The following is a 22,875-nucleotide window of genomic DNA, read 5'->3' as shown; positions in this document are numbered from 1 at the left end:
CCCACGTCAGGCGTACTCGCCTGAGAACCCTCCCCGAGGCCCACTAGGCCCGAGCCCCGCCGACTATCCTGTGGGGCATGACCGAGCCTGTAGCGACCGCTGACCTTGCCGACGAGATCGGACCCGACATCCGTAGCTGCGACACGCAGTTCACCCAATTCGGTGGACGTGAAGTCTTTGCCGGCCCCATCACCACCATCAAGTGCTTCCAGGACAACCTGCTCGTGAAGCAGACCCTCAGCGAACCCGGCAACGGCGGAGTCCTCGTCGTCGACGGTGACGCGAGCATCCACACCGCTCTGGTCGGCGACATCATTGCCGGCCGCGGCGTCGACAACGGCTGGGCCGGCGTCATCGTCAACGGAGCCGTCCGCGACTCCGCGATCCTGCGCACCCTCGACATCGGCGTCAAGGCTTTGGGCACCAACCCGCGCAAGAGCACGCAAACCGGTTCGGGCGAGAAGAACGTGCCGATCGAAATCGGCGGAGTCACCTTCAACCCCGGCGAGATCGTCTACAGCGACCAGGACGGCGTCGTCGTTCGCGAGAGCTAGTCAGAAGTCGCGGGATCAGGCGGGGGCTTCCACTTTGGCGGCCATCCCGCCGATCTCGACGACATCGCCGTCACGAAGCTGGCGGCCCCGACGATCTTCGACCTCACCGTTGACCGAAACCATGCCGTCGGCGATCACTTCCTTCGCCTCCGCGCCCGATTCGATGAGGTTCGCGAGCTTGAGAAACTGACCGAGCCGAATCATTTCGTCGCGGATGGGTACTGCTGGAATGTTGTCGGTCATGTCAATCATCTTCCTCCTCCCACAAAACTGGACACGACAGACCACACTTAGCGTGAGGATCTGATCGACCGGTAGGAGAGGAAGCTCGATGGCACCATTGACCGAGGTATCGGACACCACTGCAGAGTTGGTGGAATCGCCACCCGAAAATCCGCGCCAGGCGCGTCGATTCCGCAAAGGGCGGTTCAGCCAGGTTCCCCATATCTCGGGACTGATCCTCGGAGTCTTCTCCGTACTGGTGTTCCTGTGGAGCATCTCGCCGGTACTGCGGCACATCCTCCGCGTCCCACGCGAATACATCGACAGCTACTACTTCGACGCACCGGATACGAGCCTGTCGTGGGCGCTCGTCGTCGCCCTGCTCGCCGCCGCCCTCGCGAGCCGCAAGCGCATCGCCTGGTGGCTGTTGACGATCTACCTGTCACTGATCACCCTCACCAACATCGCCTCCGCGATCGTCGACAAGAACCCGAACAACGCCGTGGCAGTTGTCGTTTTGCTTGTCGTGATCGGAATCCTCATCGCGGCGAGGCCCGAGTTCTACACACGCGTACGCCGCGGCGCCGGCTGGAAAGCACTCGGCGTGCTGATCGGCGGCATGGCTGTCGCGACCGTGATCGGTTGGGGCCTTGTCGAACTCTTCCCGGGCGACCTACCGCAGAACCAGCGATTCCTCTGGGCCTTGAACCGCGTCACCGCGGCGGCTTCGGTCGACAACGAGGTGTTCGACGGCCACCCGCGTGTCTTCGTCAACACGGTCCTCGGTCTCCTCGGTGCCATCGCGCTACTCGCCGCCGTCATGACGCTCTTCCGCGCGCAACGCTCCAACAACGCCCTCACCGGAAATGACGAGTCCGCGATCCGCGGGTTGATCCAGAACTTCGGTGCCGACGACTCTCTCGCTTACTTCGCCACCCGCCGCGACAAGGCGGTCATCTTCGCGCCGAGCGGCAAGGCCGCGATCACGTACCGCGTCGAGATCGGCGTCTGCCTCGCCAGTGGTGATCCCATCGGTGATCCTGAAGCGTGGCCGCACGCCATCGAAGCGTGGCAGGGGCTCGCGTCGCAGTACGGCTGGGCGACGGCCGTCATGGGCGCCAGCGAAACCGGGGCGACGGCATACAAGAAGGCGGGCCTGAGCGTCCTGCAGCTCGGCGACGAAGCGATCCTGCGCACCCGCGAGTTCAATCTCAACGGACGCGACATGCGCCCGGTGCGCCAGGCGGTCACCCGCGTGAGGCGTCACGGCGTCACCGTGCGGATGCGACGCCATCGCGACATCCCGCCCGAGGACATGGCAGCCGTCATCATCCGCGCCGACGACTGGCGCGACACCGACACCGAGCGCGGCTTCTCCATGGCGCTCGGCCGACTGGGCGATCACCTCGACGGCGATTGCCTCCTCGTCGAAGCCGTCATGGGTGAAGGCACCGAGGACGAAAGCGTCGTCGGCATGCTCTCGCTCGTGCCGTGGGGACCGAACGGTGTTTCGCTCGACCTGATGCGCCGTAAGCCGACGGCGCCCAACGGTGTCGTCGAATTGATGGTCTCGGAGTTGGCCACACGTTCGGACGAGATCGGCGTCGTGCGAGTTTCGCTCAACTTCGCCGTGTTCCGCTCGGTGTTCGAGGAAGGTTCGCGCATCGGCGCGGGCCCGATCCTCCGCATCTGGCGCTCGGTGCTCGTCTTCTTCTCCCGCTGGTGGCAGCTCGAAGCGCTGTACCGCTCGAACGTGAAATACCAGCCGGATTGGGCGCCGCGCTTCCTCTGCTTCGAGGACAACCGCGAACTGCCGCGCGTCGGATTCGCGTCGGCCATCGCCGAAGGCTTTGTGGTGCTGCCCAGTTTCGGGCGCAAGTCCAGCCAGGTCGTCAAGCACACCGGTACGCATGCGGCGGTGCCGGCAGCTCTGGTGACGTCCGAAGGACTGCATGCCGACGGCAGCCCGCCGGACTCGGCGCCGACGGTCACGACCAACGGTCCGCGTCGACCCGAGCAGGTCCGCGTGCGCATGAACAAGCTCGCGCAACTGGCCGACGAAGGGATCGCCGCGTACCCCGTCGCCTATCCGCCGACCCACACGATTGCCGCCGCAGCGAAGTCACCGGAGGGCACCCGCGTGCGAATCGCGGGACGCCTCCTGCGGGTCCGCGACTACGGCGGAGTGGTGTTCACGGACGTGCGCGACTGGTCCGGCGACATCCAGGTTCTGGTCGACCAGGACAACGTCGGCCGCGAGAAGTTGGCGGAGTTCGCTGCCGAGTTCGATCTCGGTGACCTGATCGAAGTCAGCGGAACCATCGGGCGCAGCCGCAAGGGCGAGCTGTCGCTCATCGCCGTCGAGTGGCGCATGAACGGCAAGTGCCTGCACCCGCTGCCGGACAAGTGGAAGGGCCTCTCGGATCCCGAGACCCGCGTCCGCCAGCGGTACCTCGACATCGCCCTCAACCCGAAGGCCCGCGAACTGCTCGAGGCTCGAAGCGCCGTCGTGAAGTCGCTGCGCGATTCACTCGGTGGTCGCGGATACCTCGAAGTCGAGACCCCGATTCTGCAGCAGGTGCATGGCGGCGCGAATGCCGCTCCGTTCCTGACACACATCAACGCGTACAACCTCGACCTCTATCTCCGCATCGCACCCGAGCTGTACCTGAAGCGGTTGTGCGTCGCCGGTATGGAGAAGGTGTTCGAGATCGGCCGCGTGTTCCGCAACGAGGGCGTCGACTTCAAACACAATCCCGAGTTCACGATCCTCGAGGCCTACGAAGCCCACAGCGACTACGAGGGCATGATGCGGATGTGCCGCGAGCTGATCCAGGCGGCGGCCGTCGCAGCATTCGGTCGCGAGATCATCATGCGTCCCGGCCCGGACGGCGAACTGGTCGAGGTCGACATCTCCGGTGAGTGGCCGGTGAAGACGATGCACGGCGCCGTCGCCGAAAAACTTGGTGTCGACGTCTCCCCCGAGACAAGTCTCGAAGACCTGCAGAAGTTGTGCGACGCCAATGAGATCCCGTACCAGTCCAGCTGGGATACCGGCGCCATCGCGCAGGAAATGTACGAGCATCTGGTCGAGGACTACACGGAGTTTCCGACGTTCTACACCAACTTCCCCACCTCGATGTCGCCGCTCACCCGGCCGCACCGCAGCATCCCCGGCGTCGCCGAGAAGTGGGACCTGGTGGCGTGGGGCGTCGAACTCGGAACCGCATACAGCGAGCTGACCGACCCTGTGGATCAGCGCAACCGGCTCACCGAGCAGTCGATGCTCGCGGCCGGCGGCGACCCGGAAGCGATGGAATTGGACGAAGACTTCCTCCAAGCCCTCGAACACGCGATGCCGCCGACGGGTGGTCTCGGGATGGGCGTCGACCGAATCGTCATGCTGATCACGGGTGGCAGCATCCGCGAGACGCTGGCCTTCCCCCTCGCGAAACCGCGTCAGTAGTCCGGATTCTCGCGTGCCGGAATTGTTCCACGTGAAACCACCGGGCGAGATCTTGCAGGTCGGCGAGAGCCGACTGCATGTTCTTGCCGAGGGCGACGGCCCCGTCGTCGTCCTGTGCGGTGGGCTGGCGGGCAATTGGTTCGACTGGGATGACTGCGCGCGTCATCTTCAGTCGGACCACACCGTCGTCCGCTTCGATCGCCCGGGCTTCGGGCTCAGCGAGCCTACTTCCGAAGTTCCGACCGTCCGCGGCGAAGCTCAGCGGATCCGCGACGTGCTCGACACTCTGGGACTGAGTGGTCCGGCCGTGGTGGTCGGCCACTCCATCGCCGGCTTCTACGTCGAAGGCTTCGCGCGCCTGTTCCCCGATCGGGCGGCGGGGATGCTCCTCCTCGATTCCAGTGCCGAGAAGGAGCCGAAACGTCTTTTCCCCCGCGACCTGCTGCTGATCGCCTCCCGAGCCGCCGCGGCTTCGTTCAGCACCACCGGGCTCCAACGACTCCTCGGTACGACGACGCGCAAGATCCTCAACCAGTCCGTGCCGCCGAGTGGGTCGTCCGAAGCCACTCTCGAATGGGTCCGGAAGATCTACCGCGAGCCTCATTATCTGGAAGCGGCGATGATCGAATACGTCGCGTACACCGATATGGCGCTGGAGCTCACCGCTTTACGACGCTCGAGCAAGCATCCACTGCCCGACATCGACCTCAGCGTCGTAGCCGCACACACTGGCCACACCACTCCCTGGTCCATCGCCTGGATGGCAAAGCAGCAGAAACTCGCCACCTACCTCGGTGGGAGTTTTCACGTCCTGCGCCCGGCGCATCACCACGCGATGATCGACCAACCCGAGGAGTTGGCGAACTTGATTCGGCGCCTCACGCAGCCGAACCGTCGGGGATGACACTTAAAGTTACAACTCGGACAGTAGCCGGATCATTGCTAGTCTCGGACAGCTTCTGCTTTCTACGACAGGCTGACCATGGACCGTTCGACACGTCGGGTGCGCTCGTGCCTGATTTTCGTGGCGATCCTCGTTGTCGCCCTGGCGGGCATCGCCGCCCGTCCGCCCGGTTTTCTGTCGACCTTCTGGCCCGCCAACGCGATCCTTCTGGGCATTCTCCTCCGTAACCCGCGCTCGTTTGCGCCGATCGGACTCGCTGTCGGCGGCGCAGCGCTGCTGACGGCGGATCTTGCGACCGGAAGCCCCGTGCAGAGGGCCTTCGAACTGAATGCGATCAATCTGGTCGGCGTCACGACAGGATTGATCGCCGCGAACTTGCTCGGCTGCTTTCCACGGCGAATCTCCGAGACGAAGTACACGGCCAGAATCTTCCTCATCTCGGTTCTGGCGTCGTTCACGGCCGGGTCCGCCAGCGCACTACGCACTCAACTCCACGAAGGAAGCGGTGCGGCAACGGAATTGGTGGGGTGGTTCTTCGCCGACCTGTGTACGTATCTGATCGTGCTGCCGATCGTTCTGTCGGCACCGACGCTCGAACACATTCGAAGAACCTGCGGGCCGTCCGTGCGGCAGAGTCTGCACTTGAGGCGGCTCGCACAGATCCTGGCACCTCTGGCCGCTCTCCTGGCCTGTCTGCCACTCGCCCTGGAGGTCCAGGGAGCCCTTGCGCTGCTGCTGCCGATGCCGGCGCTCCTGTGGTGCGCAATGCGTGTCTCACTGTTCAGCACTTCGCTCCTGGCAGCCGGATGGAGCGCGTGGGCACTGGTCATGGCGGGTAAGGGACGTCTGGCACTGGCAGATCCGGTGCACCTACTCAGTGAGGGGGTGACCACCCGGATCTCCGTCATCTTGATGGCACTCTCCCCCATCGCCGTAGCCGTCGCCACTGGCGCACAGCGGCGCGCTGAGCGAGAACTCCAACGCATCGCCGAATGCGACGCCCTCACCGGAACGCTGAGTCGCCACGCGTTCTGGACCCAATCGCAGGAACTCCTCGACGCCCAGCACGCGGCGCAACGACCAATCGCCGTCATGATGCTCGATCTCGACCACTTCAAATCGATCAACGACAACCTCGGCCACCTCACCGGCGATTCCGTCCTCGAACAGTTCGGAAACACCCTCCTCGCCGCTACCGAAGGGCTGGGACTCTCCGGCCGACTGGGTGGTGAAGAATTTGCCGTCGCCGCCGCCGACTGCACCTTCGAAGAAGCCATCCAGCTCGCGGAGCGCATCAGAGAGGCGCAAGAGGCCCACGCGCGATCCATTCGCGGTTTCGCGGGAACGGTCAGTATCGGCGTCGCCTGGGCCGATCGCGCGATGCCGGGCATGGAGACTCTGCTCGATATCGCCGACAACGCGATGTACCAGGCAAAACGCGACGGCCGAAACCTCGTGGTGGCGTTCGATCTCTACATGGCAAGGTGACGTAGGTGCAACTACTCCTGATCCGACACGCGCTCCCCGAACTGGCCGAGGTCACCGAAGGCCGCGCAGATCCCTCGCTGACCGACGAAGGTCGTGCCCAGGCACTACGGCTGCCCGCAGCACTGGCGCCGTACCGGATCACCGGACTCTTCAGCAGCCCGCAAAAGCGCGCACTCGAGACCGCAGCCCCGGTAGCGCAGATATTGGGCCTTCCGGTCACCCAGCGCGAGGGTCTGGCGGAATACGACTACGAGCAGCCGCACTACATCCCGATGCACGAGGTCCTGGAGCGGGCGCCGGAAACCTATGCGCGCATCAAAGCGGGCTGGCTCCCCGAGTCGGTGGACGGCGACGCCTTTCGTGCGCGAGTCCTCGGTGCGATCGACGAGATAGTCGCGGCAACGGACAACGACGCCACCGTGGCGATCTTCTGCCACGGCGGCGTCGTCAACATCGTTCTGCAGGAACTGCTCGGACTGGAGCGCCCGTTGACCTTCCCGATCGAGTACGTGTCCGTCACGCGCATTCTCGTGTCGCGAAACGGAAGCCGCAGGGTCGGGTCGATCAACGAAACCGGTCACGTACGCAACATGCTTCGCGTGTAGTCACACGTGGTGGCACGCCACCTGATGGCCGCCCTCGACGAGACGCAGCTCGGGAACTTCCTCGGCGCAGAGATCAGTAGCCAGCGGGCACCGCGTGCGGAAGCGGCAGCCACTGGGCGGATTGAGCGGCGACGGCAGTTCGATGACCTTCTGCTCGACGTTCTGCGCCGCGGTGACGGTGGCGTCGGGATCGGGAATCGACGCCAGCAGTAGCTGCGTGTACGGGTGCAGCGCGCGGTTCTGCATGTCTTCTGCGGGAACGATTTCGCAGACGCGGCCCAAGTACATGATCATCACGCGGTCACTGATGTTCTTCACGACGGCCATATTGTGCGCAATGAACAGCAGCGACAGCCCGTGACGCTTCTTCGCGTCCTCGAGCAGGTTCAGAATCTGCGCCTGCACGGAGACGTCGAGACTCGAGACCGGCTCGTCACAGATCAGGACCTTGGGGTCGAGCATCAATGCGCGGGCGATGCACACGCGCTGGCACTGACCACCCGAGAGTTCGCGTGGGGTTCGGTCCCACACCATGTCCGGGTCCAGCCCGACCTCGGCAAGAACCTCGCGCGCCCGAGCTTCGATGGCGGCCTTGTCTTTTCCGCCCCAGATCGACGGACCCTCGGTGATGAGAGCCTTGACCTTGCGTCGTGGGTTCAGCGAGGAGATCGGGTCCTGGAAGATCATCTGCAACTGAGTGCGGCTGCGACGCAATTCTTCCGCGCCCAGTGCCGTCATTTCCGTCTCTCCGAGGCGGATCGAGCCCGACGTCGGTGAGGGCAACTGCATGATCGCCCGGCCCGCCGTGGACTTGCCGCAGCCGGATTCACCGACCACGCCCAAGGTTTCGCCCGGCGCGACGGTGAAACTGATTCCGGACACGGCGTGAACGGTCTGCCCCTTGCCGACGTTGAATTCGACAACCAAGTCCTCGACCGTCAAGGCCGCGTCCACCGTCTCGGACTGCCTGGTATCGGTTGCTGCAGTCATCAGACCATCTCCTTCACCGCGAGCGTCAGGCCCGCTGCGGTAGTGCCGGCCTTCTCGTTGGCGACCAATGCCGTTGTGCCTTCAGGGGTGTCCACCGGGTAGTGGCACGCGAACGTGTGGCTTTCGGTTGTAGTGTCCCCCGGGCCGCCGGGAGCCAGAGCCGGTTCGCCGGTCAGGCAGTCGTCCTGGGCGTACCGGCAGCGAGCCGCGAAGCGGCAACCGGTGATCGGCTTCGTCATGTCCGGGAGCCCACCCGGAATTGTTTGCAGCACTGTGTGCGTCGGTGATTCGAGTCGCGGAATCGCGGCCATCAGCGCTTCGGTGTACGGGTGGCGAGGACGAGTGAACAACTCTTCGGTCGCCGACGTTTCCACGACGGAACCGGCGTACATGACGGCGACACGATCGGATCGGCCCGAGACCACACCGAGGTCGTGGCTGATCAGGATGACGGCCATATTGAGCTTGTCGTTGAGTGAGGCGAGCAGATCGAGAATCTGCTTCTGCACCGTCACGTCGAGAGCGGTGGTCGGCTCGTCCGCGATCAGCAGTTTCGGCTCGCAGGCCAGGGCCATCGCGATGACCACGCGCTGTCGCATACCGCCCGAAAGTTCGTGGGGGTACTGGTCGAGCCGACGCTTGGGCTCGGGGATACCCACCATCGACAGGAGTTCCGCTGCGCGATCGCGGGCCGCGTCCTTCTTCAGACCCAGGTGGAACTTCAAGGATTCGGTGATGTGGGTACCGATGCGCTTGAACGGATTGAGCGAGGTCATCGGATCCTGGAAGACCATGGCGATCTCGGGTCCCCAGAAGTGCTTCATCTCCGACTTCTTCATCGTCGACATGTCGCGGCCGGCAAACGTCACCGTCCCGCTGATGTCGAGAGCCGGACCCTTCTGGAGCAGTCCCATGATGGTGCGCCCGAGAACCGACTTGCCGGAACCGGATTCACCCACGATGCCGAGAGTCTCGCCGGCGGAGACGTGGATCGAGACACCGTCGACTGCTCGCAACTGGCCACGGGGAGTGGCGAATACGGTTCTGATGTTGTCCGCCTGCAGCAGCGGAACGCCGTTCTGAGCTGAAGTGGTCACAGCTTACTCCGATACTTCTCGCCGATGAGGTTGAAGGAGAACACCGTCAGGAAGAGGAAGACGCCTGGTACCAGGACGATGAACGGATGCTTCTCCACGATCCCGCCCTGACCTTCCGCAATCATGTTGCCCCAGGTCGGATCAGGTTGTGCGATACCGAGTCCGAGGAAGCTCAGTGATGCTTCCGCGACGATCAGGCCGGAGACGGCCACCAGGCCGAGCGCGGCGACGGGAACGAGGACGTTGGGAACCAACTCGCGCCAGATGACGCGCCATTTGGTGGCGCCCATGGCTCTCGCGGCAAGCACGAACTCCCGTTGGGCGACGACGATGGTGTTTGCCCTGGCGATTCGAACCATGCTGGGAATGCAGAGAATCGACAGTGCGAGGGTGATGTTGCGCAGGTTCGACGTGAGCACCGCGGCCAGTGCGATGAGCAGCACCAGAGAAGGAATGGCCAGCAGCGAGTTGGTCAGGATTCCGACCACGGCGTCGACCTTGCCACGGAAATAGCCGGCCATGACGCCGATGGTGCCACCGATGATCATGCCGATCAGCACGGCGCAGATGGCGACAGTCAAGGAAGCGCGCGCACCGAACAGGGCGCGGGCGAGCAGGTCGAGACCGAAGTTGTTGGTACCCAACGGATGATCGGAGAGCAGGCTCGGCGATGCGAAGCCCGGCTCGGCCAAGGTCTTGACCGTGTCCTTGTACTCACCGAGCGGCAGCAGCGGCGCGAAGATCGCGGCCAGGATCAGCGCGACCAGCCAGATGCACGCCAACCAGTACGAGAGATCGAACTGACTGCCCCACTTGGACGTACCGAGTTTGCCGAGCCCCTTGAAGAGGAAAACCAGGGCAACGAGCGCGAGCACGATGCGGACGGTCATCATGATCGCTGAACCGAAGAGTGCGGTGCCGAGCAGCGCAACGCCGACCACTGTGAGAATCGATCCGATCAGGACCAGATTCTTGGGCTGTTCCAGCGTCTCGACGGGACCGGGAGCCAGCAGGACTGTCTGCTGCCGGTATGTCATCACCTCGGACGGGGCCGGCGACGGGGCCGCTCCGTCTGGCGTCACTTCAGACATGGACACGACGACTCCTCGGGTCAAGATAGGTGTACAGAACATCGATCGCACTGTTGACGAGGACGTAGATGACCGCGATCACGACCACCGCGCCGAGCAGCATCGGCGAATCACCCTGCTGCGCTGCGCGGACGATGAGCGTGCCCATTCCGGGCAGCGAGAACAGCGTCTCGACGATCACGGTGCTGCCGATCATGCCGCCGAGAGCCAGACCCATCATCGTGATGAGCGAGAACGACGACGGGCGGAGCGCGTCACTGAAAAGCACTCGCAGCGTGGGCATTCCCTTGGCCTTCGACGCGAGGATGTAATCCTCACGGAGCGTCGTCACCAGGTCGGATCGGAGAACGCGAGTGAACATCGCCATCTCGAGGAGGCTGATGGTGATCGCGGGAAGTATTGCGTGTGAGAGGTTTCCGGAGAGGCTGTCGCCGATGCGCACCCACTGTGATCGCGGGAACCAGCCGAGCCAGTTGACGGTGACCATGATCAGCAACAGACCGGCGAGGAAGCTCGGGACGGAAAGAACACCGAACGTCGCGGCGCTGATGACGCGGTCGATGACGCCGCCTTCGTGGTGCGCCGACCAGAGTGCGAGCGGAACTGCGACGACGAGTGCGATGACCAGACCCATCACTGCCAACTGAACGCTGACGGGGAGAGCGGAACTGATCGCGGTGAGGACGTCCTGCTGCGGGGGAACGAGCGAGTTGCCGAGGTCGCCCTGGAGAGCGCTGGTCAGCCAGTCCCAATAGCGAACCAGGAGTGGATCGTTGAGTCCGAGCTGCTGCCGAACTTCCTCGTACTCGGCAGGCGTTCGGCCTTCACCGAGAACGGAGACAGCGGGATCGCCGGGGATCAGTGATGCCAGCACGAAGGTTCCGAAGCTGACGATCAGGATCACAATGACGAGCTGGCCCAATTTCTTACCTATTGCGCCGATGTTCATCGATTTCGTCTCCTTCGGACAGCGAGCTCGCAATACACAGCAGTTCCTCTGATTTCATTTCTTCGTTCGCAGCCGGCCCCGATCCGCTGCAATACGGGCGCGGGGCCGGCTGTGAACTTCAGGCTCTCTAGGACTTCCAAGCTCCGTCGAAGAGCACGATTCCGTCGAGGCTCTGCTCGAGTCCGTGAACGTTCTGGTTCCACACGTCGAGTGCGGCGACGTTGCCCCACACCTGCCACGGGACGGTTTCGTTGGCGCGTTCCTGGATCTGGGCCAGGACTGCCTTCTTGTCCTCGTCGGTGGTTGCGACGCCCAACTTGTCCAGGAGAGCATCCATTTCGGCGTCGGAGTAGCCGGTCGCGTTGTTACGGCCACCGGACTTGATGCCCGTGTACAGACGCTCGTAGGGATCGGCCTCGGCGAGGCTCAGTGCTGCGGTGCTCATGTCGTAGTCGTGATCGGCGTACATCCGCTTGACCAGATCACCTGCACCGGTGACGTATTCGATCTGAGCGTCGAAGCCGACTGCGTTGAGCATCGCCTGGATGGCCAGAGCCGTCGCCTGTGCGGACGGTTCCTGGATGGAGAGGAAGGTGATCTTTCCGTCGTAGCCGTCGGCCTTGGCCTGATCGAGCAGTTCCTTCGCCTTGGCGGGATCGACGCCGATCGGTGCGACGTCGTTGTGCCAGCGCGAGGTGTCCTGGAAGATCTCCTGGCCGGGCAGTCCCTTGCCGTTGTTGACGCGGGTGTTGAGCGTCTCCGGATCGACGGCCAGCGCCATCGCCTGGCGGACACGGACATCCGAGCCCGGGCGGCCCGGGGCCATGTTCACGTTGGCGATGTAACCGAGCGACGGGATGTCGACGAAGCCGGGGTAACCCGACTCGATCAGATCCAGGATCGGGGTGAGCGTACGCATGTACGCGGCGTCGATGCCGCCCGTCTTGAGTGCTTCGGCGGTGGGCTGAGCGCCGACGATGCTGATCAGCTTGAGCTTGTCGATGTTCGGTGCGCCGTCGTAGTAGTCGGGGCGAGCAGCCAACAGCAGTTCCTCGTTGGGAGCGAACTTCTCGAGGGTGAAGGCGCCGGCGCCGATCGGGGTGAACTGGTCACCCTGCTGGGCGCTCGGGGCGACGATCATGCCGGGTCCGGTGGCGAGCATCGACTGGATGCCTGTCCACGGATCAACGAGGTTGAAGACTACGGTCGTCGCGTCGGGGGTGTCGATCGAGGCAACCTTGGAAGCCCACAGGCTCGACTGAGGTCCCTTGTTGGTGACGTAGCGGTTGATGCTGTCGGCGACGGCCTTCGAGTCGAGAGCTGTACCATCGCTGAACTTCACACCGTCGCGGAGCTTCAGCGTCCAGGTCTTGCTGTCCGAACTCGCTTCGAGCGACTGAGCGAGCTTGGGCTCGAACTTCTGCCCGATGGGGTCGTAACGCATGAGCACGTCGTAGATGGCGCTGAGCTCGCTGCCACCGGTGGCGCCGGCAACCTGAGCCTTCGCGGGATCGAGAGTCGTGACCGCCGAGTAGCCGCTGAACGTCAGCGTGCCGCCCTTGGTGGGAGTGCCGGGATCGGCCTGCTCGTTGACCATGCCGATCTTCAGCGAGGAACCGGAATCAGCGGATTCGCCGCCGCCATTGCTCGAGCCGTTGTCGGCGCACGACGCCAGGAACATACTTGCGGTGATCGCCAGCGCAGCCGCAGCCAATCTGCGACTTCCGCGGCGGGAACTACGACTCATTCGAATGCCTCCAAGGCGGGGTAAGACCGTGACGTGATGTTGAACACGAAACAGTCTGTGATGGGAGGCACAGAAAATTGGATCGAGTCTCGCTCAGTGGAATCGGTTAAGTTGCAGGCCTCAACAGTCAGGTAAACCGACCCTGGCCAGCGGTTACCTTCGTGGACAGCAGACCAGCCGGTCTAGTCCCGGTCGAGCGTCGCTTCCTCGAGATCGAGCTCGCGAAGTACCTTCCGGAGGACCTCGTCGTCGATCCGGCCGGCATCGCGTTCGGCGATGAAGACGCCTCGCTCGGCATCGATCATCTCGAGGCGCAGCGAGCGGAAGGCGTTCGACGGGCTCTCCCCCAGATCCTCGTCGCTGCGTCCCAGTCGCTCCCACGCCGAGTTCGCGCGGTGGGTGTTCCAGCTTCGCAAGATATCCGCGGCACGATTGCGGACCTGAGGGACGTCGTCGGCGTCGGCTCCGACCAATTCGTCCAGCCGCGCCGCAGCGGCCCGTGCAGCCTTGTCCTGGGCTGCCGCCTCGGCGCGGGCGTCGGACTGCTCTTCGTCCCCCTGCACGCCGAGGACACGGATCACCCACGGCAACGTCAGGCCGTGCAGCAACAGCGTGCCGACCACGACGACAAACGTCAGGAAGAGGATCAGCGACCGCCCCGGGAAGTCCTCCCCACTGTTGACCGTCAGCGGAATGGCGAAGGCAGCTGCCAGCGACACGACCCCTCGCATACCGGCCCACGACACGACGAACACCGCCCGCGCCGAAATCTCCGGCTCCCTCGCTCGAATACGCGGCGACAGCCAGCGCGGTACGTACGTGAACGGGAACACCCAGGCGATCCTCACCACCACGACGGTCACGAGAACCGCAACCGACGCCCAGACGACGATCGAAGTGCTGTACCCCTGCAATCCGTTGACGACGCTGGGCAATTGGAGACCGATCAACAGGAAGACGAACGACTCCAGAATCAGGTCGACGGCCCTCCACACTGCCGTGTCCTGCAAACGCGTCGCATAACTCGCACGGGTGGAGCGCTGGCCGAGGAACAATCCGGCTACGACGACCGCGATGACGCCCGACGCGTGGACCTCTTCCGCAGCCAGGTAGGTGAAGAACGGCACCACCAATCCGATTCCGCTCTCCATCACCGGATCCTGGAGCTTGCCGCGAACCTTCGAGATGACGAACCCCACCGCGAGGCCGATCACCGTTCCACCGACCGCCGCGACGAGGAAGGTCTCGAAGCCGCCGATCAGCGTCGCACCCGTACCGACGGCAGCCGCGAGAGCGACCTTGTACGCCGTCAGAGCGGTGGCGTCGTTGAGCAGGCTCTCCCCGCCCAGCAGGGTCATGATCCGGCGCGGCAGGCCGAGCTTGCGTCCGATTGCGCTCGCGGACACCGCGTCCGGCGGCGCCACGATCGCGCCGAGAACCAGAGCAGCCGCTATCGAGAACTCCGGCACGATCAGGTAGGCGACAAAGCCCACCGCAGCCGTCGTCGCCAGGGGAAGCCCCACCGCGAGAAATCCGATCGGACGCAGATTCGAGCGCAAAGCCAGGTATGAACTGTCCAGTGCTGCCGAGTACAGAAGTGGAGGCAACACGACGAACAGGACGAGGTCGGGATCGAGTTCCAATTCCGGAACACCCGGTATCTGACAGGCGATCAAACCGACCAGGACGAGGATCAGCGGCGAAGACAGCCCGAACCTTCGCGCGCCCGCCGCCACCAGCAACGCCGCTACTACAACCCCCAGTAATATGCCGTTCACCCTGGCAGCATGCAGTATGGAAGGCGATGAAGAAAATCCTGAAGCGAGCAGCAGCTCGCACACAGCAGCCCGCACCCGCTCCCACCGGTTGCGAGGAACTAACCAATGCGCCCGAAACGGACCCTGCGGCGCTGACGCCCGGCGTCTGCCAGGAGTGCGCCGAGTTGGGCGAGGATAACTGGTCTCACCTGCGCATGTGCCTGTCCTGCGGCCACGTCGGATGCTGCGATTCCAGCCCTCATCAGCACGCCACCAACCACTACCGCGAAACCGGGCACCCGGTCATGCGCTCACACGAGCCCGGCGAATCCTGGCGCTGGTGCTACGTCCACGACCTGATGGACTGACCGCGCGCGACTGGCGGTGCACTGCGCATAGTGCCCACCTGTCACGGCGCACAGCCCTCGGTGTTGCGCACATTGCTCAATCCACCGGGTAGCTATTGCCCAATCTGTATGCCGATGATGGACTTCGACGCAGAATCTGCACAACAGATCGACAGGTGCGGCTGGACTTTGCCGCACCGAACGGTTCGGCCTCAGGAAGTCCTGCCAAACATCACAACCACATCGTCGGCCCCACGATCTGGGGTACAGGCGGTGCGGTGATCGATGTCCACTACTGAAGGCAGGACCGGCCGTGAACAGCCCCAACATCGACCAGAACGCTCCCGAGTCACTGGCGGAGATCGAGAAGCGCGTTCTGTGGTTGTCGACCGCGATGATCCATCATGCCAACCGTGTCCGTCCGAATCCCAGCGGGCTCAAGGTCGGCGGCCATCAGGCCTCGTGCGCGTCGATGGTCTCGATCATGACGTCCCTGTGGTTCGGCCAACTTCGTTCCGGCGACCGGGTTTCCGTCAAGCCGCATGCGGCGCCGGTGCTCCACGGCATCAACTATCTGCTCGGTGAACTCGACGAGTCCTACCTGACGACTCTGCGCGAATTCGGGGGCCTGCAGAGCTACCCGAGTCGATCGAAAGATCCTGATCCGGTGGATTATTCGACCGGTTCGGTGGGCATCGGCGCGACGGCTCCCATCTGGGGCGCCATCGCTCGCCGATACGTCGACGCCTCCCTCTGCGGCGCCGGAACCGGGCGTCAGTACTCCCTGGTCGGTGACGCCGAACTCGACGAGGGCGCGGTGTGGGAAGCAGTTCTCGATCATTCGGTTGCCGAACTGGGTGAGATCGTGTGGATAGTCGACCTCAACCGCCAATCACTCGACCGGGTGGTGCCGAACATCGCGGCAACCCGCCTGGAGCGCATGTTCTCGGGTGCCGGCTGGCAGGTCATCACCGTGAAGTTCGGTGCGCTGCTCGAATCACTGTTCACCCGGCCGGGCGGCACCGCGTTGCGCGAACGAATCCTGGACATGCCGAATCCGGAGTATCAGCGTCTGCTGCGATGCACGGCCGACGAGGTACGTCTGAGACTGCCCGGCGACGCGGCGGACGCCGACGCGATCACGGCGCTGATCAACGACCTCGACGACGCCACGGTGCTCGAAGCCATCCGCAATCTCGGTGGCCACGACCTCGACGCTCTGCGAGAGGCGTACGCACAGATCGACGACACCCGTCCCACCGTGATCATCGCGTACACGATCAAGGGTCGGGGTCTGCCGACGCAGGGTCATCCGCAGAACCACTCGTCGCTGCTCACCACCGAGCAGTTCGAGCACCTGGCGTCGGAACTCGGCATGGATCCGTCGAATCCCTGGGAACGGTTCGAGACCGACAGCCCGTCCGGCCGCATCTGCGCCGAAACCGCTGGGCGCCTGGCTCGCCCGAAGGTGGAGCATCTGGTGCCCCCGGCAGTTCCGAAAGACATCGGCCGTACGCCCTCCGGCACGTCCACCACTCAGGCAGCTCTCGGCCGGGTACTACTCGACCTCAGCCGCGAAGCGCCGGACGCCGCGAAACGTGTTGTCACACTGAGCCCGGACGTCAGTTCCACCACCAACCTCGCAGGCTGGCTGAACAAGGTCGGGGTCTGGTCCCCCGACGAGCGGCACAACTGGTTTGCCGACGACGCCGAAACGATCATGCACTGGCGTGAGAAGCCCACCGGTCAGCACATGGAACTCGGTATCGCCGAGACCAACCTGGTCGGACTGATGGGCGAACTCGGTGCAACCTGGAGTCGTTGGGGCCAGCCACTCTTCCCTATCGGCGTGATGTACGACCCCTTCATCGAGCGGGCTCTCGAACCGTGGTCGTACGGCATCTACGCCGGTGGACAGTCGATCATGGTCGGCACTCCGTCGGGCGTCACCTTGGCCGCCGAAGGTGGTGCGCACCAGTCGATCAAGACCCCGTCCATCGGACTGGAACAGCCGGGTTGCACCAGTTTCGAACCGGCATTCGCCGTCGACGTGGAGTGGACGCTCCTCGACAGCATCGGACGCCTGGGCCGACCAGACGGCAGCTCGTCGTACCTGCGCCTGTCGACCCGTCCGGTCGATCAGGCCCTGGCCGCGGTACCGACCGATCCGGCTGCGCGAGAACGCCGTCGACGTCAGGTGGTGGCCGGGGCATACACACTGCGGCACAACCCTGATCCGGCCGTCACCCTGGTCGGCATGGGTGCCACTGTCACCGAAACACTGGTCGCAGCCGAAAGACTGGGCGAGCAGGGCATTTCCGCCGACGTCGTGTGCGTGACCAGCCCCGGCTTGCTCTTCGAAGCGCTCCAATCGCGGCGCGGCCTCGCGGACGGCCCGTCGTGGATCCTGGATCAGGTCTTTCCGAGTAGCCGGTCCGCGCCGATGGTGACTGTTCTCGACGGACACCCGCACACCCTCGCGTTCCTGACGGGAATCAACAACGTTCCGGGTGCTGCGCTCGGAGTGAGCCGGTTCGGTCAGGTCGGTTCACTCGAGGACGTCTACCGGTACCACGGCCTCGACTCCGACAGCATCGTCCGCGCCGCCCTCGATCTCACTTCTTGATCGATCACACTCTCTGATGCCGAGAAGCGTCCCCCGCAGGGACGCTTCTCGGGTCCAGTCAGTTCTTCAGCTGTCTAGTTCTTCCAGGCCTTGTCGAAGAACATGATTCCGTCCAGGCTCTGCTGAATGCCGTGGACGTTCTGTCCCCACACACCGAGCCACGGGGTGTTGCCGTAAACCTGCCACGGCACAACCTCGTTGGCGCGCTCCTGAATCTTGGCGAGCACCTCGATCTTCGCGTCGGTCGACGTCGCGACACCCAACTGGTCGAGAAGCGAATCGATCTCGGGGTCGGAGAAGCTCGTGGCGTTGTTTCGTCCACCCGACTTGAGATTCGAGTACAGACGCTCGAACGGATCGGCTTCCGCGAGGTTGGCGGAACCTGTTGCCATGTCGAAGTCGCGGTCGGCGTACAAACGCTTGACGACGTCGGCAACCGAGTTGACGTACTCGATCTGGAAATCGAAACCGACGGCGTTGGCCATCGACTGCAGTGCGAGAGCCATCGCCTGCGCCGAATTCTCCTGCAGCGTCAGGTATGTGATCTTGCCGTCGTAACCGTCAGCCTTGGCCTCGTCGAGAAGCTGCTTCGCCTTGGCGGTGTCGACGCCGATCGGAGCGACGTCGTTATGCCAGCGGGAGGTGTCCTGGAAGATGACCTGTCCGGGCAGACCCTTGCCCTCGTTGAGTCGGTTGTCGAGTGCGACGGGATCGGTTGCGAGCGCCAATGCCTGACGGATGCGCACGTCGGCACCGGGACGGCCGGGTGCCGTGTTGACCAGCGACAGGTACGACAGCGACGGAATGTCGACGAAGCCCGGGTAGCCGGAGTCGATCAGATCCAGCACGTTCGGTAGCGAACGCATGTATGCGACGTCCGTGCCGCCGCTCTTGAGCGATTCGGTGGTGGACTGCGAACCGACAATGCTGATCAACCGCAGCTTGTCCACGTTCGGGGCACCGTCGAAGTAGTCCTCCCGAGCGTCGAGGATCAATTCCTCGTTGGGAGCGAACTTCTCGAGGGTGAAGGCACCCGCGCCGATCGGGGTGAACTGATCACCTTGCTGGGCGCTCGGCGCGACAATCATGCCGGGGCCCGTCGAGAGCAGTGACTCGATACCGGTCCACGGGTCGACAAGATTGAAGACGACCGTCGACGCGTCCGGGGTGTCGACCGACGCGACCTTCGACGCGTACAGACTCGACTGCGGTCCCTTGTTGGTGACGTAGCGATTGAGGCTCGCCGAGACGGCCGCCGAATCCACCGGCGTCCCGTCGCTGAACTTCACACCGTCACGCAGTTCGAGGGTCCACGTCTTGAAGTCGGAACTCGGCTCCATCGACTCTGCGAGCTTCGGAACGAATTCCTTGGACGCCGGGTCGTACCGCAGGAGCGTGTCGTAGATCGCGCCCAACTCCGAACCGGCGACCGAACCGGCGATCTGAGTCTTCGCCGGATCGAGATTGGTGACGGCGGAGTACCCGCTGAACGTGAGGGTGCCGCCCTTGACCGGATCGCCCTCGCCGGACTGCTCGTTGACCGGGCCGATGGACAATCCCGAACCGGAGTCCGGTGCGTCGCCGCTCCCACCCCCGTTCCCGCTGTCAGCGCACGACGAGACGAACAGGCCGGCGGAGACTGCCAGCGCGACGGCGGCAACCTTGCGGTGACCGCGCCGAGAACTGCGACTCATTCAAAACCTCCAGGTCAGAAACTGTGATGTGAAGCATTGTCGAGACAGTTTGTGACTTAAGGCACAGGTATTAGTCGCAGGTCCCGCTCAGTGGAATGAAGCGCGACGATTGGTCAGTTTTCGAGCGACATTCGCAGGTCAGACCCTTAGCGAAGGTCAGGAATTCATTCTGATTCAGGCGCCTTTCAACGGATGAATCGCCGGAGCGCCGTCGAGAAGTGGTCCGGCAGCGGCCAGCGCGGCCTGCAGATGCGGGGACTGCATGTGAGCGTCCAACTCCTCCTGCCCGCGCCAAGTTTCGATCGTGACGAACGTGCCGGGCGCAGCCGCTGACTCGAACAACTCGTACGACACACAGCCGTCCTCGGACCGACTCGCCTCCGCGAGAGTTGTCAGAGCCGATCGGACGTCGTCCTCGGAACCGGACTTGGCCGGGATGGTTGCAACTACACGAAGCTCGCTCATCGGATACCTTTCGCAGAGGGGAAGTCAGCTAGAGACACACGCCACAAACGTACACACGAAAAGGGCAACCAATGGGGCTACTCAAGGACGTCACCGGCTGGCGACGCGGAACGAAGTTGCAGCGTCGACTGCGCGATCTCACCGGCACGCTGGTGGTGATCACCGGTGCGGGCAGCGGCATCGGGCGTGAAACGGCCCTCGCCTTCGCCGCCCAGGGAGCTATCGTCGTAGTCTCCGACATCAATCTCGAAAGCGCGCAGGACACTGCGGCACTTGTAAACATCCCTTCGCAAGCCGGCGGCGCCGAAGCAGTGTTCGGTGGCGGTGCCCACGCCTATCAGGTGGACGTGTCCGACGAACAGGCCGTGATTCGGTTCGCGGAGACCGTCGCGGCACATCACGGCGTACCGGACATCGTCGTCAACAACGCCGGAATCGGGTTCTCCGGGACATTCGCCGACACCGAGCAGCGCCAGTTCGAGCGCGTCATGGACATCAACTTCTGGGGAGTTGTCTACGGCTGCCGGGCATTTACCCCAATGATGATCGACCGGGGAACAGGAGGGCACGTCGTCAACCTGTCCTCGGCCGCCGCGTACACACCACAGAAGGCCCTCACCGCGTATTCGACAAGCAAAGCAGCGGTATTCATGCTCTCGGATTGCCTACGGGCAGAGCTGCTTCCACACGGCATCGGCGTCAGCACCATCTGCCCCGGCCTCGTTCACACGAACATCCTCAAGACCACCGAGTTCGCCGGGACCACCGCCGAGGAGCAGCTCGAGAACCAGACCAAGGTCGACAACTTCTACCGCAAGCGCAACTTCACGCCTGACCGAGTCGCCAGTGCCATCGTGAAAGCGGTTCGCACGAACAAGGCCGTCGTACCCGTGACCGTCGAAGCCAAGCTCGGACGCACGATCAGCCGGTTGTCTCCCGGGTCGATGCGCGTCGGAGCTCGGTTCGAGATCTAGGTCAGCTTCCGAAACTCAGGCTGCCCGTGAAACCCTGCTGCACATCGGCTTCCGAACGGGGAAGAACCTCGTAGGTGCTGGCGTACTGGCCACTGAAACCGGTGACGGTGATCGGGCGTCCGACGGCGACGGCATCGAGGTCGATTCCGGTCTGGGTGTTGACGAAGATGACGGTGTTTCCCTCGGCGCCCGAGACCAGGATCTTGTGGCCGTACGGCAGATCGTCGACGACGGGTCCGCTCACGATTCCGGACACCGTCACGAGACGACCTTCACTGCCCTCACCGATTGCATTGAGGGGCAGTCGCGCCGGGCTGATCTGGGTAGTCGTGCCGATTACCTCGACGGCAGTCGGGCGAACGACGAGCAGGCCTTCCTGATCCGCGAGGACTCCGGTGACCTGAACCCGATCGCCGAGAACAACCCCGGAATTGTTCGGATCGCTGATGTAAATGCCCGAATTGCCACTCTGGAGACCAAAGCCCTTGTCGTAGAAGCTGGATTCGAACACTCCGGACGGCGTAGTCGCGGTTCCCACGACGGTGACCGTCGTTCCGATGGCCTGCGCACGGGCTGCCGCGATGGAGTCCGCGGACACCTCACCGACAACTGCTGCCGGCTCCGCCGTCGCTGCAGTACCGACAAACATGGTGGCTGCGGCCGCAACTGCCAGTGCCGTCACACCCCGGCGCAGGACCGGACCGGCAAGAACGCTGTCTCGAAACATGTTTGAGGACTCCCCTGTGATTTCGTGGCCGCGCAGGTGCTCCTGATGGAGTGCCGCCTTCGCCCACCCTGAGGCACAGGTTATTACAGGTCGGACGCCGCAGCGGTGGTGACATTCCGTCACCACCGCTGCGTCTAGGCTTCCGATTTTTCAGGAACCGGAGCTTCCGGACGAACCGCTCGAGCCACTGGAACCGCTGGATCCTGTTCCGCCGCCGAGATCGTCGAGAGGATCGCTACCGGTGAGGCCGCCCGGGTACAGGTAGGCGTCGGAGATCGTGCTGAGCGAGGTTCCGGACGTGGCCGGTACCTTTGCTCGCCAGTTGACGATCGGGTTCAGCACTCCGAACGGTCCGCAACCACTGGCGGCGGGCAGCGCGAAGCCGGTTGCCTCGTTCCCGACCGGGCTCACCTTCAGCGCAGTCGACGGCAGCACCGTGTAGGTCGGTACCACCGACGGGTCAGGCGCGAGACGAAGATTCACCGGCGCCGCCGCGGAACCCAGGTAGCAGTTGTCACCGAGGAACGCGTTGTTGATCTTCATCCGCACCGGGATGCTCAGATCCATGTCGGTGATGATTCCGTTGAGGGTCGGCGCAGCCGTTGCCTCCACTTCGGCCGTTACTGCGGCCAGGCCGAAGAGATTGCCGAACGGAAGATCGATTCCCAGGACTCCACCCGGAACGGTCAACGGCTTGGAGTAGACACCGTTGTGTCCGTCGTCGCGCGGGAGAAGAACGGTGGACTCACCTTCACCGGAGCCGGCCTCGGCGGCGATGATCATGTCGCCTTTTCCGATCGGGAGGTTGAAGCCGTTGTTGTCGAAGGTTCCGCTCTGAACCACAACCGACACACAGGATTCGGCAGTAGCCGGACACACTGCGGCACCGGGTATCGAATTGTCGACCGGATCCTGAGCCGAGGCCATCGGCGCCGCGAACGCGAGGACCGCACCTGCGGTACCTGCAATGACGGCCACGCGCGTGCCGAGACGTCTGTTGCCGTTCTTGTGAGATTTCTGCACTGATTTCTCCCTGCCGTTTATGTGATGGGGGACGAAACTCGCAGTCATTGCTTGTGTTTCGACCGCCGCCGACAAGGTCTTTGCGGTGTGCTCCTACTCACAAGTAACAACTGAACAGATGTATATCACAGGACTTCGACTTAAAAACA

The 22,875-nt window shown here is 63.7% G+C and carries 19 protein-coding genes; 8 read left to right on the top strand and 11 right to left on the bottom strand.

The window, feature by feature from the left end; translation table 11 throughout:
- Window positions 1-77 precede the first annotated feature (77 nt).
- Window positions 78-554, top strand: coding sequence for a ribonuclease E activity regulator RraA (gene rraA / locus AC1Q61_RS20230; protein WP_003943552.1), 477 nt, complete (start codon window positions 78-80; stop codon window positions 552-554).
- 15 nt (window positions 555-569) lie between these two features.
- On the opposite strand, the gene AC1Q61_RS20225 is transcribed toward rraA, so the two are convergent.
- Window positions 570-797, bottom strand: coding sequence for an RNA-binding S4 domain-containing protein (locus tag AC1Q61_RS20225; RefSeq protein WP_003943569.1), 228 nt, complete (start codon window positions 795-797; stop codon window positions 570-572).
- An 88-nt stretch (window positions 798-885) separates the two neighbouring features.
- On the opposite strand from AC1Q61_RS20225, the gene lysX reads away from it, so the two are divergent.
- The 4 genes from lysX (at window position 886) to AC1Q61_RS20205 (ending at window position 7,239) form a co-directional block, all read left to right on the top strand.
- Entirely contained in the window at window positions 886-4,242 is a 3,357-nt protein-coding gene (gene lysX, locus AC1Q61_RS20220; protein WP_042453336.1) for a bifunctional lysylphosphatidylglycerol synthetase/lysine--tRNA ligase LysX, read from the top strand.
- A 13-nt stretch (window positions 4,243-4,255) separates the two neighbouring features.
- On the top strand, window positions 4,256-5,146 hold the full coding sequence (locus tag AC1Q61_RS20215) for an alpha/beta fold hydrolase (protein ID WP_007735816.1): 891 nt from the start codon (window positions 4,256-4,258) through the stop codon (window positions 5,144-5,146).
- A gap of 78 nt (window positions 5,147-5,224) precedes the next feature.
- Complete coding sequence (locus tag AC1Q61_RS20210) at window positions 5,225-6,634, top strand: GGDEF domain-containing protein (protein ID WP_042920666.1); 1,410 nt, start codon at window positions 5,225-5,227, stop codon at window positions 6,632-6,634.
- 5 nt (window positions 6,635-6,639) lie between these two features.
- Window positions 6,640-7,239 carry a histidine phosphatase family protein gene (locus tag AC1Q61_RS20205; protein WP_003943544.1) on the top strand — a complete coding sequence of 200 codons (600 nt, stop codon included), beginning with the start codon at window positions 6,640-6,642 and terminating at the stop codon, window positions 7,237-7,239.
- Here the strand turns inward: AC1Q61_RS20205 and AC1Q61_RS20200 are convergent, their stop codons facing one another.
- From AC1Q61_RS20200 to AC1Q61_RS20175, 6 genes are all read right to left on the bottom strand, one after another.
- A complete protein-coding gene (locus AC1Q61_RS20200; RefSeq protein WP_042920668.1) occupies window positions 7,240-8,229 on the bottom strand; it encodes an ABC transporter ATP-binding protein in 990 nt (329 codons plus the stop codon).
- Window positions 8,229-9,326 (bottom strand): ABC transporter ATP-binding protein, encoded by a 1,098-nt coding sequence (locus AC1Q61_RS20195; RefSeq protein ID WP_042920669.1) that lies wholly within the window; start codon window positions 9,324-9,326, stop codon window positions 8,229-8,231. The genes AC1Q61_RS20200 and AC1Q61_RS20195 overlap by 1 nt, the downstream gene beginning before the upstream one ends.
- A complete protein-coding gene (locus tag AC1Q61_RS20190; RefSeq protein ID WP_007735813.1) occupies window positions 9,323-10,417 on the bottom strand; it encodes an ABC transporter permease in 1,095 nt (364 codons plus the stop codon). Before AC1Q61_RS20190 ends, AC1Q61_RS20195 begins: the two co-directional genes overlap by 4 nt.
- Entirely contained in the window at window positions 10,410-11,366 is a 957-nt protein-coding gene (locus AC1Q61_RS20185; protein ID WP_003943571.1) for an ABC transporter permease, read from the bottom strand. The genes AC1Q61_RS20190 and AC1Q61_RS20185 overlap by 8 nt, the downstream gene beginning before the upstream one ends.
- Before the next feature lie 127 nt (window positions 11,367-11,493).
- Window positions 11,494-13,113 (bottom strand): ABC transporter substrate-binding protein, encoded by a 1,620-nt coding sequence (locus AC1Q61_RS20180; protein ID WP_003943605.1) that lies wholly within the window; start codon window positions 13,111-13,113, stop codon window positions 11,494-11,496.
- A 182-nt stretch (window positions 13,114-13,295) separates the two neighbouring features.
- On the bottom strand, window positions 13,296-14,891 hold the full coding sequence (locus tag AC1Q61_RS20175) for a Na+/H+ antiporter (protein WP_215515554.1): 1,596 nt from the start codon (window positions 14,889-14,891) through the stop codon (window positions 13,296-13,298).
- 26 nt (window positions 14,892-14,917) lie between these two features.
- On the opposite strand from AC1Q61_RS20175, the gene AC1Q61_RS20170 reads away from it, so the two are divergent.
- The gene (locus AC1Q61_RS20170; RefSeq protein ID WP_003943615.1) at window positions 14,918-15,238 is read left to right on the top strand and encodes a UBP-type zinc finger domain-containing protein; all 321 of its coding nucleotides are present in this window, start codon (window positions 14,918-14,920) and stop codon (window positions 15,236-15,238) included.
- Window positions 15,239-15,530: 292 nt separating this feature from the next.
- Window positions 15,531-17,843 (top strand): thiamine pyrophosphate-binding protein, encoded by a 2,313-nt coding sequence (locus tag AC1Q61_RS20165; RefSeq protein WP_215515553.1) that lies wholly within the window; start codon window positions 15,531-15,533, stop codon window positions 17,841-17,843.
- Window positions 17,844-17,917: 74 nt separating this feature from the next.
- Here AC1Q61_RS20165 and AC1Q61_RS20160 read toward each other — a convergent pair whose 3' ends face one another.
- Complete coding sequence (locus AC1Q61_RS20160; RefSeq protein ID WP_215515552.1) at window positions 17,918-19,537, bottom strand: ABC transporter substrate-binding protein; 1,620 nt, start codon at window positions 19,535-19,537, stop codon at window positions 17,918-17,920.
- A gap of 174 nt (window positions 19,538-19,711) precedes the next feature.
- Complete coding sequence (locus AC1Q61_RS20155) at window positions 19,712-20,002, bottom strand: putative quinol monooxygenase (RefSeq protein WP_003943546.1); 291 nt, start codon at window positions 20,000-20,002, stop codon at window positions 19,712-19,714.
- A gap of 71 nt (window positions 20,003-20,073) precedes the next feature.
- Between AC1Q61_RS20155 and AC1Q61_RS20150 the strand changes: the two genes are divergently transcribed.
- Complete coding sequence (locus AC1Q61_RS20150; protein WP_003943614.1) at window positions 20,074-20,976, top strand: SDR family NAD(P)-dependent oxidoreductase; 903 nt, start codon at window positions 20,074-20,076, stop codon at window positions 20,974-20,976.
- A gap of 1 nt (window position 20,977) precedes the next feature.
- Here the strand turns inward: AC1Q61_RS20150 and AC1Q61_RS20145 are convergent, their stop codons facing one another.
- Window positions 20,978-21,703 carry a single stranded DNA-binding domain-containing protein gene (locus AC1Q61_RS20145; RefSeq protein ID WP_042920673.1) on the bottom strand — a complete coding sequence of 242 codons (726 nt, stop codon included), beginning with the start codon at window positions 21,701-21,703 and terminating at the stop codon, window positions 20,978-20,980.
- 150 nt (window positions 21,704-21,853) lie between these two features.
- Entirely contained in the window at window positions 21,854-22,726 is an 873-nt protein-coding gene (locus AC1Q61_RS20140; RefSeq protein WP_215515551.1) for a hypothetical protein, read from the bottom strand.
- Window positions 22,727-22,875 lie beyond the last annotated feature (149 nt).

It is taken from the genome of Rhodococcus sp. MPR-R1B, assembly GCF_058793255.1.
Note: the sequence above shows the minus strand (reverse complement) of the source record. Positions and strands in the feature narration are given on the sequence as shown.

Coding starts and splice junctions, on each gene's coding strand:
- rraA (WP_003943552.1), top strand. CDS start 78: ATGACCGAGCCTGTAGCGACCGCTGACCTTGCCGACGAGATCGGACCC.
- AC1Q61_RS20225 (WP_003943569.1), bottom strand. CDS start 797: ATGACCGACAACATTCCAGCAGTACCCATCCGCGACGAAATGATTCGG.
- lysX (WP_042453336.1), top strand. CDS start 886: ATGGCACCATTGACCGAGGTATCGGACACCACTGCAGAGTTGGTGGAA.
- AC1Q61_RS20210 (WP_042920666.1), top strand. CDS start 5,225: ATGGACCGTTCGACACGTCGGGTGCGCTCGTGCCTGATTTTCGTGGCG.
- AC1Q61_RS20200 (WP_042920668.1), bottom strand. CDS start 8,229: ATGACTGCAGCAACCGATACCAGGCAGTCCGAGACGGTGGACGCGGCC.
- AC1Q61_RS20190 (WP_007735813.1), bottom strand. CDS start 10,417: ATGTCTGAAGTGACGCCAGACGGAGCGGCCCCGTCGCCGGCCCCGTCC.
- AC1Q61_RS20185 (WP_003943571.1), bottom strand. CDS start 11,366: ATGAACATCGGCGCAATAGGTAAGAAATTGGGCCAGCTCGTCATTGTG.
- AC1Q61_RS20180 (WP_003943605.1), bottom strand. CDS start 13,113: ATGAGTCGTAGTTCCCGCCGCGGAAGTCGCAGATTGGCTGCGGCTGCG.
- AC1Q61_RS20170 (WP_003943615.1), top strand. CDS start 14,918: ATGAAGAAAATCCTGAAGCGAGCAGCAGCTCGCACACAGCAGCCCGCA.
- AC1Q61_RS20160 (WP_215515552.1), bottom strand. CDS start 19,537: ATGAGTCGCAGTTCTCGGCGCGGTCACCGCAAGGTTGCCGCCGTCGCG.
- AC1Q61_RS20155 (WP_003943546.1), bottom strand. CDS start 20,002: ATGAGCGAGCTTCGTGTAGTTGCAACCATCCCGGCCAAGTCCGGTTCC.
- AC1Q61_RS20150 (WP_003943614.1), top strand. CDS start 20,074: ATGGGGCTACTCAAGGACGTCACCGGCTGGCGACGCGGAACGAAGTTG.
- AC1Q61_RS20145 (WP_042920673.1), bottom strand. CDS start 21,703: ATGTTTCGAGACAGCGTTCTTGCCGGTCCGGTCCTGCGCCGGGGTGTG.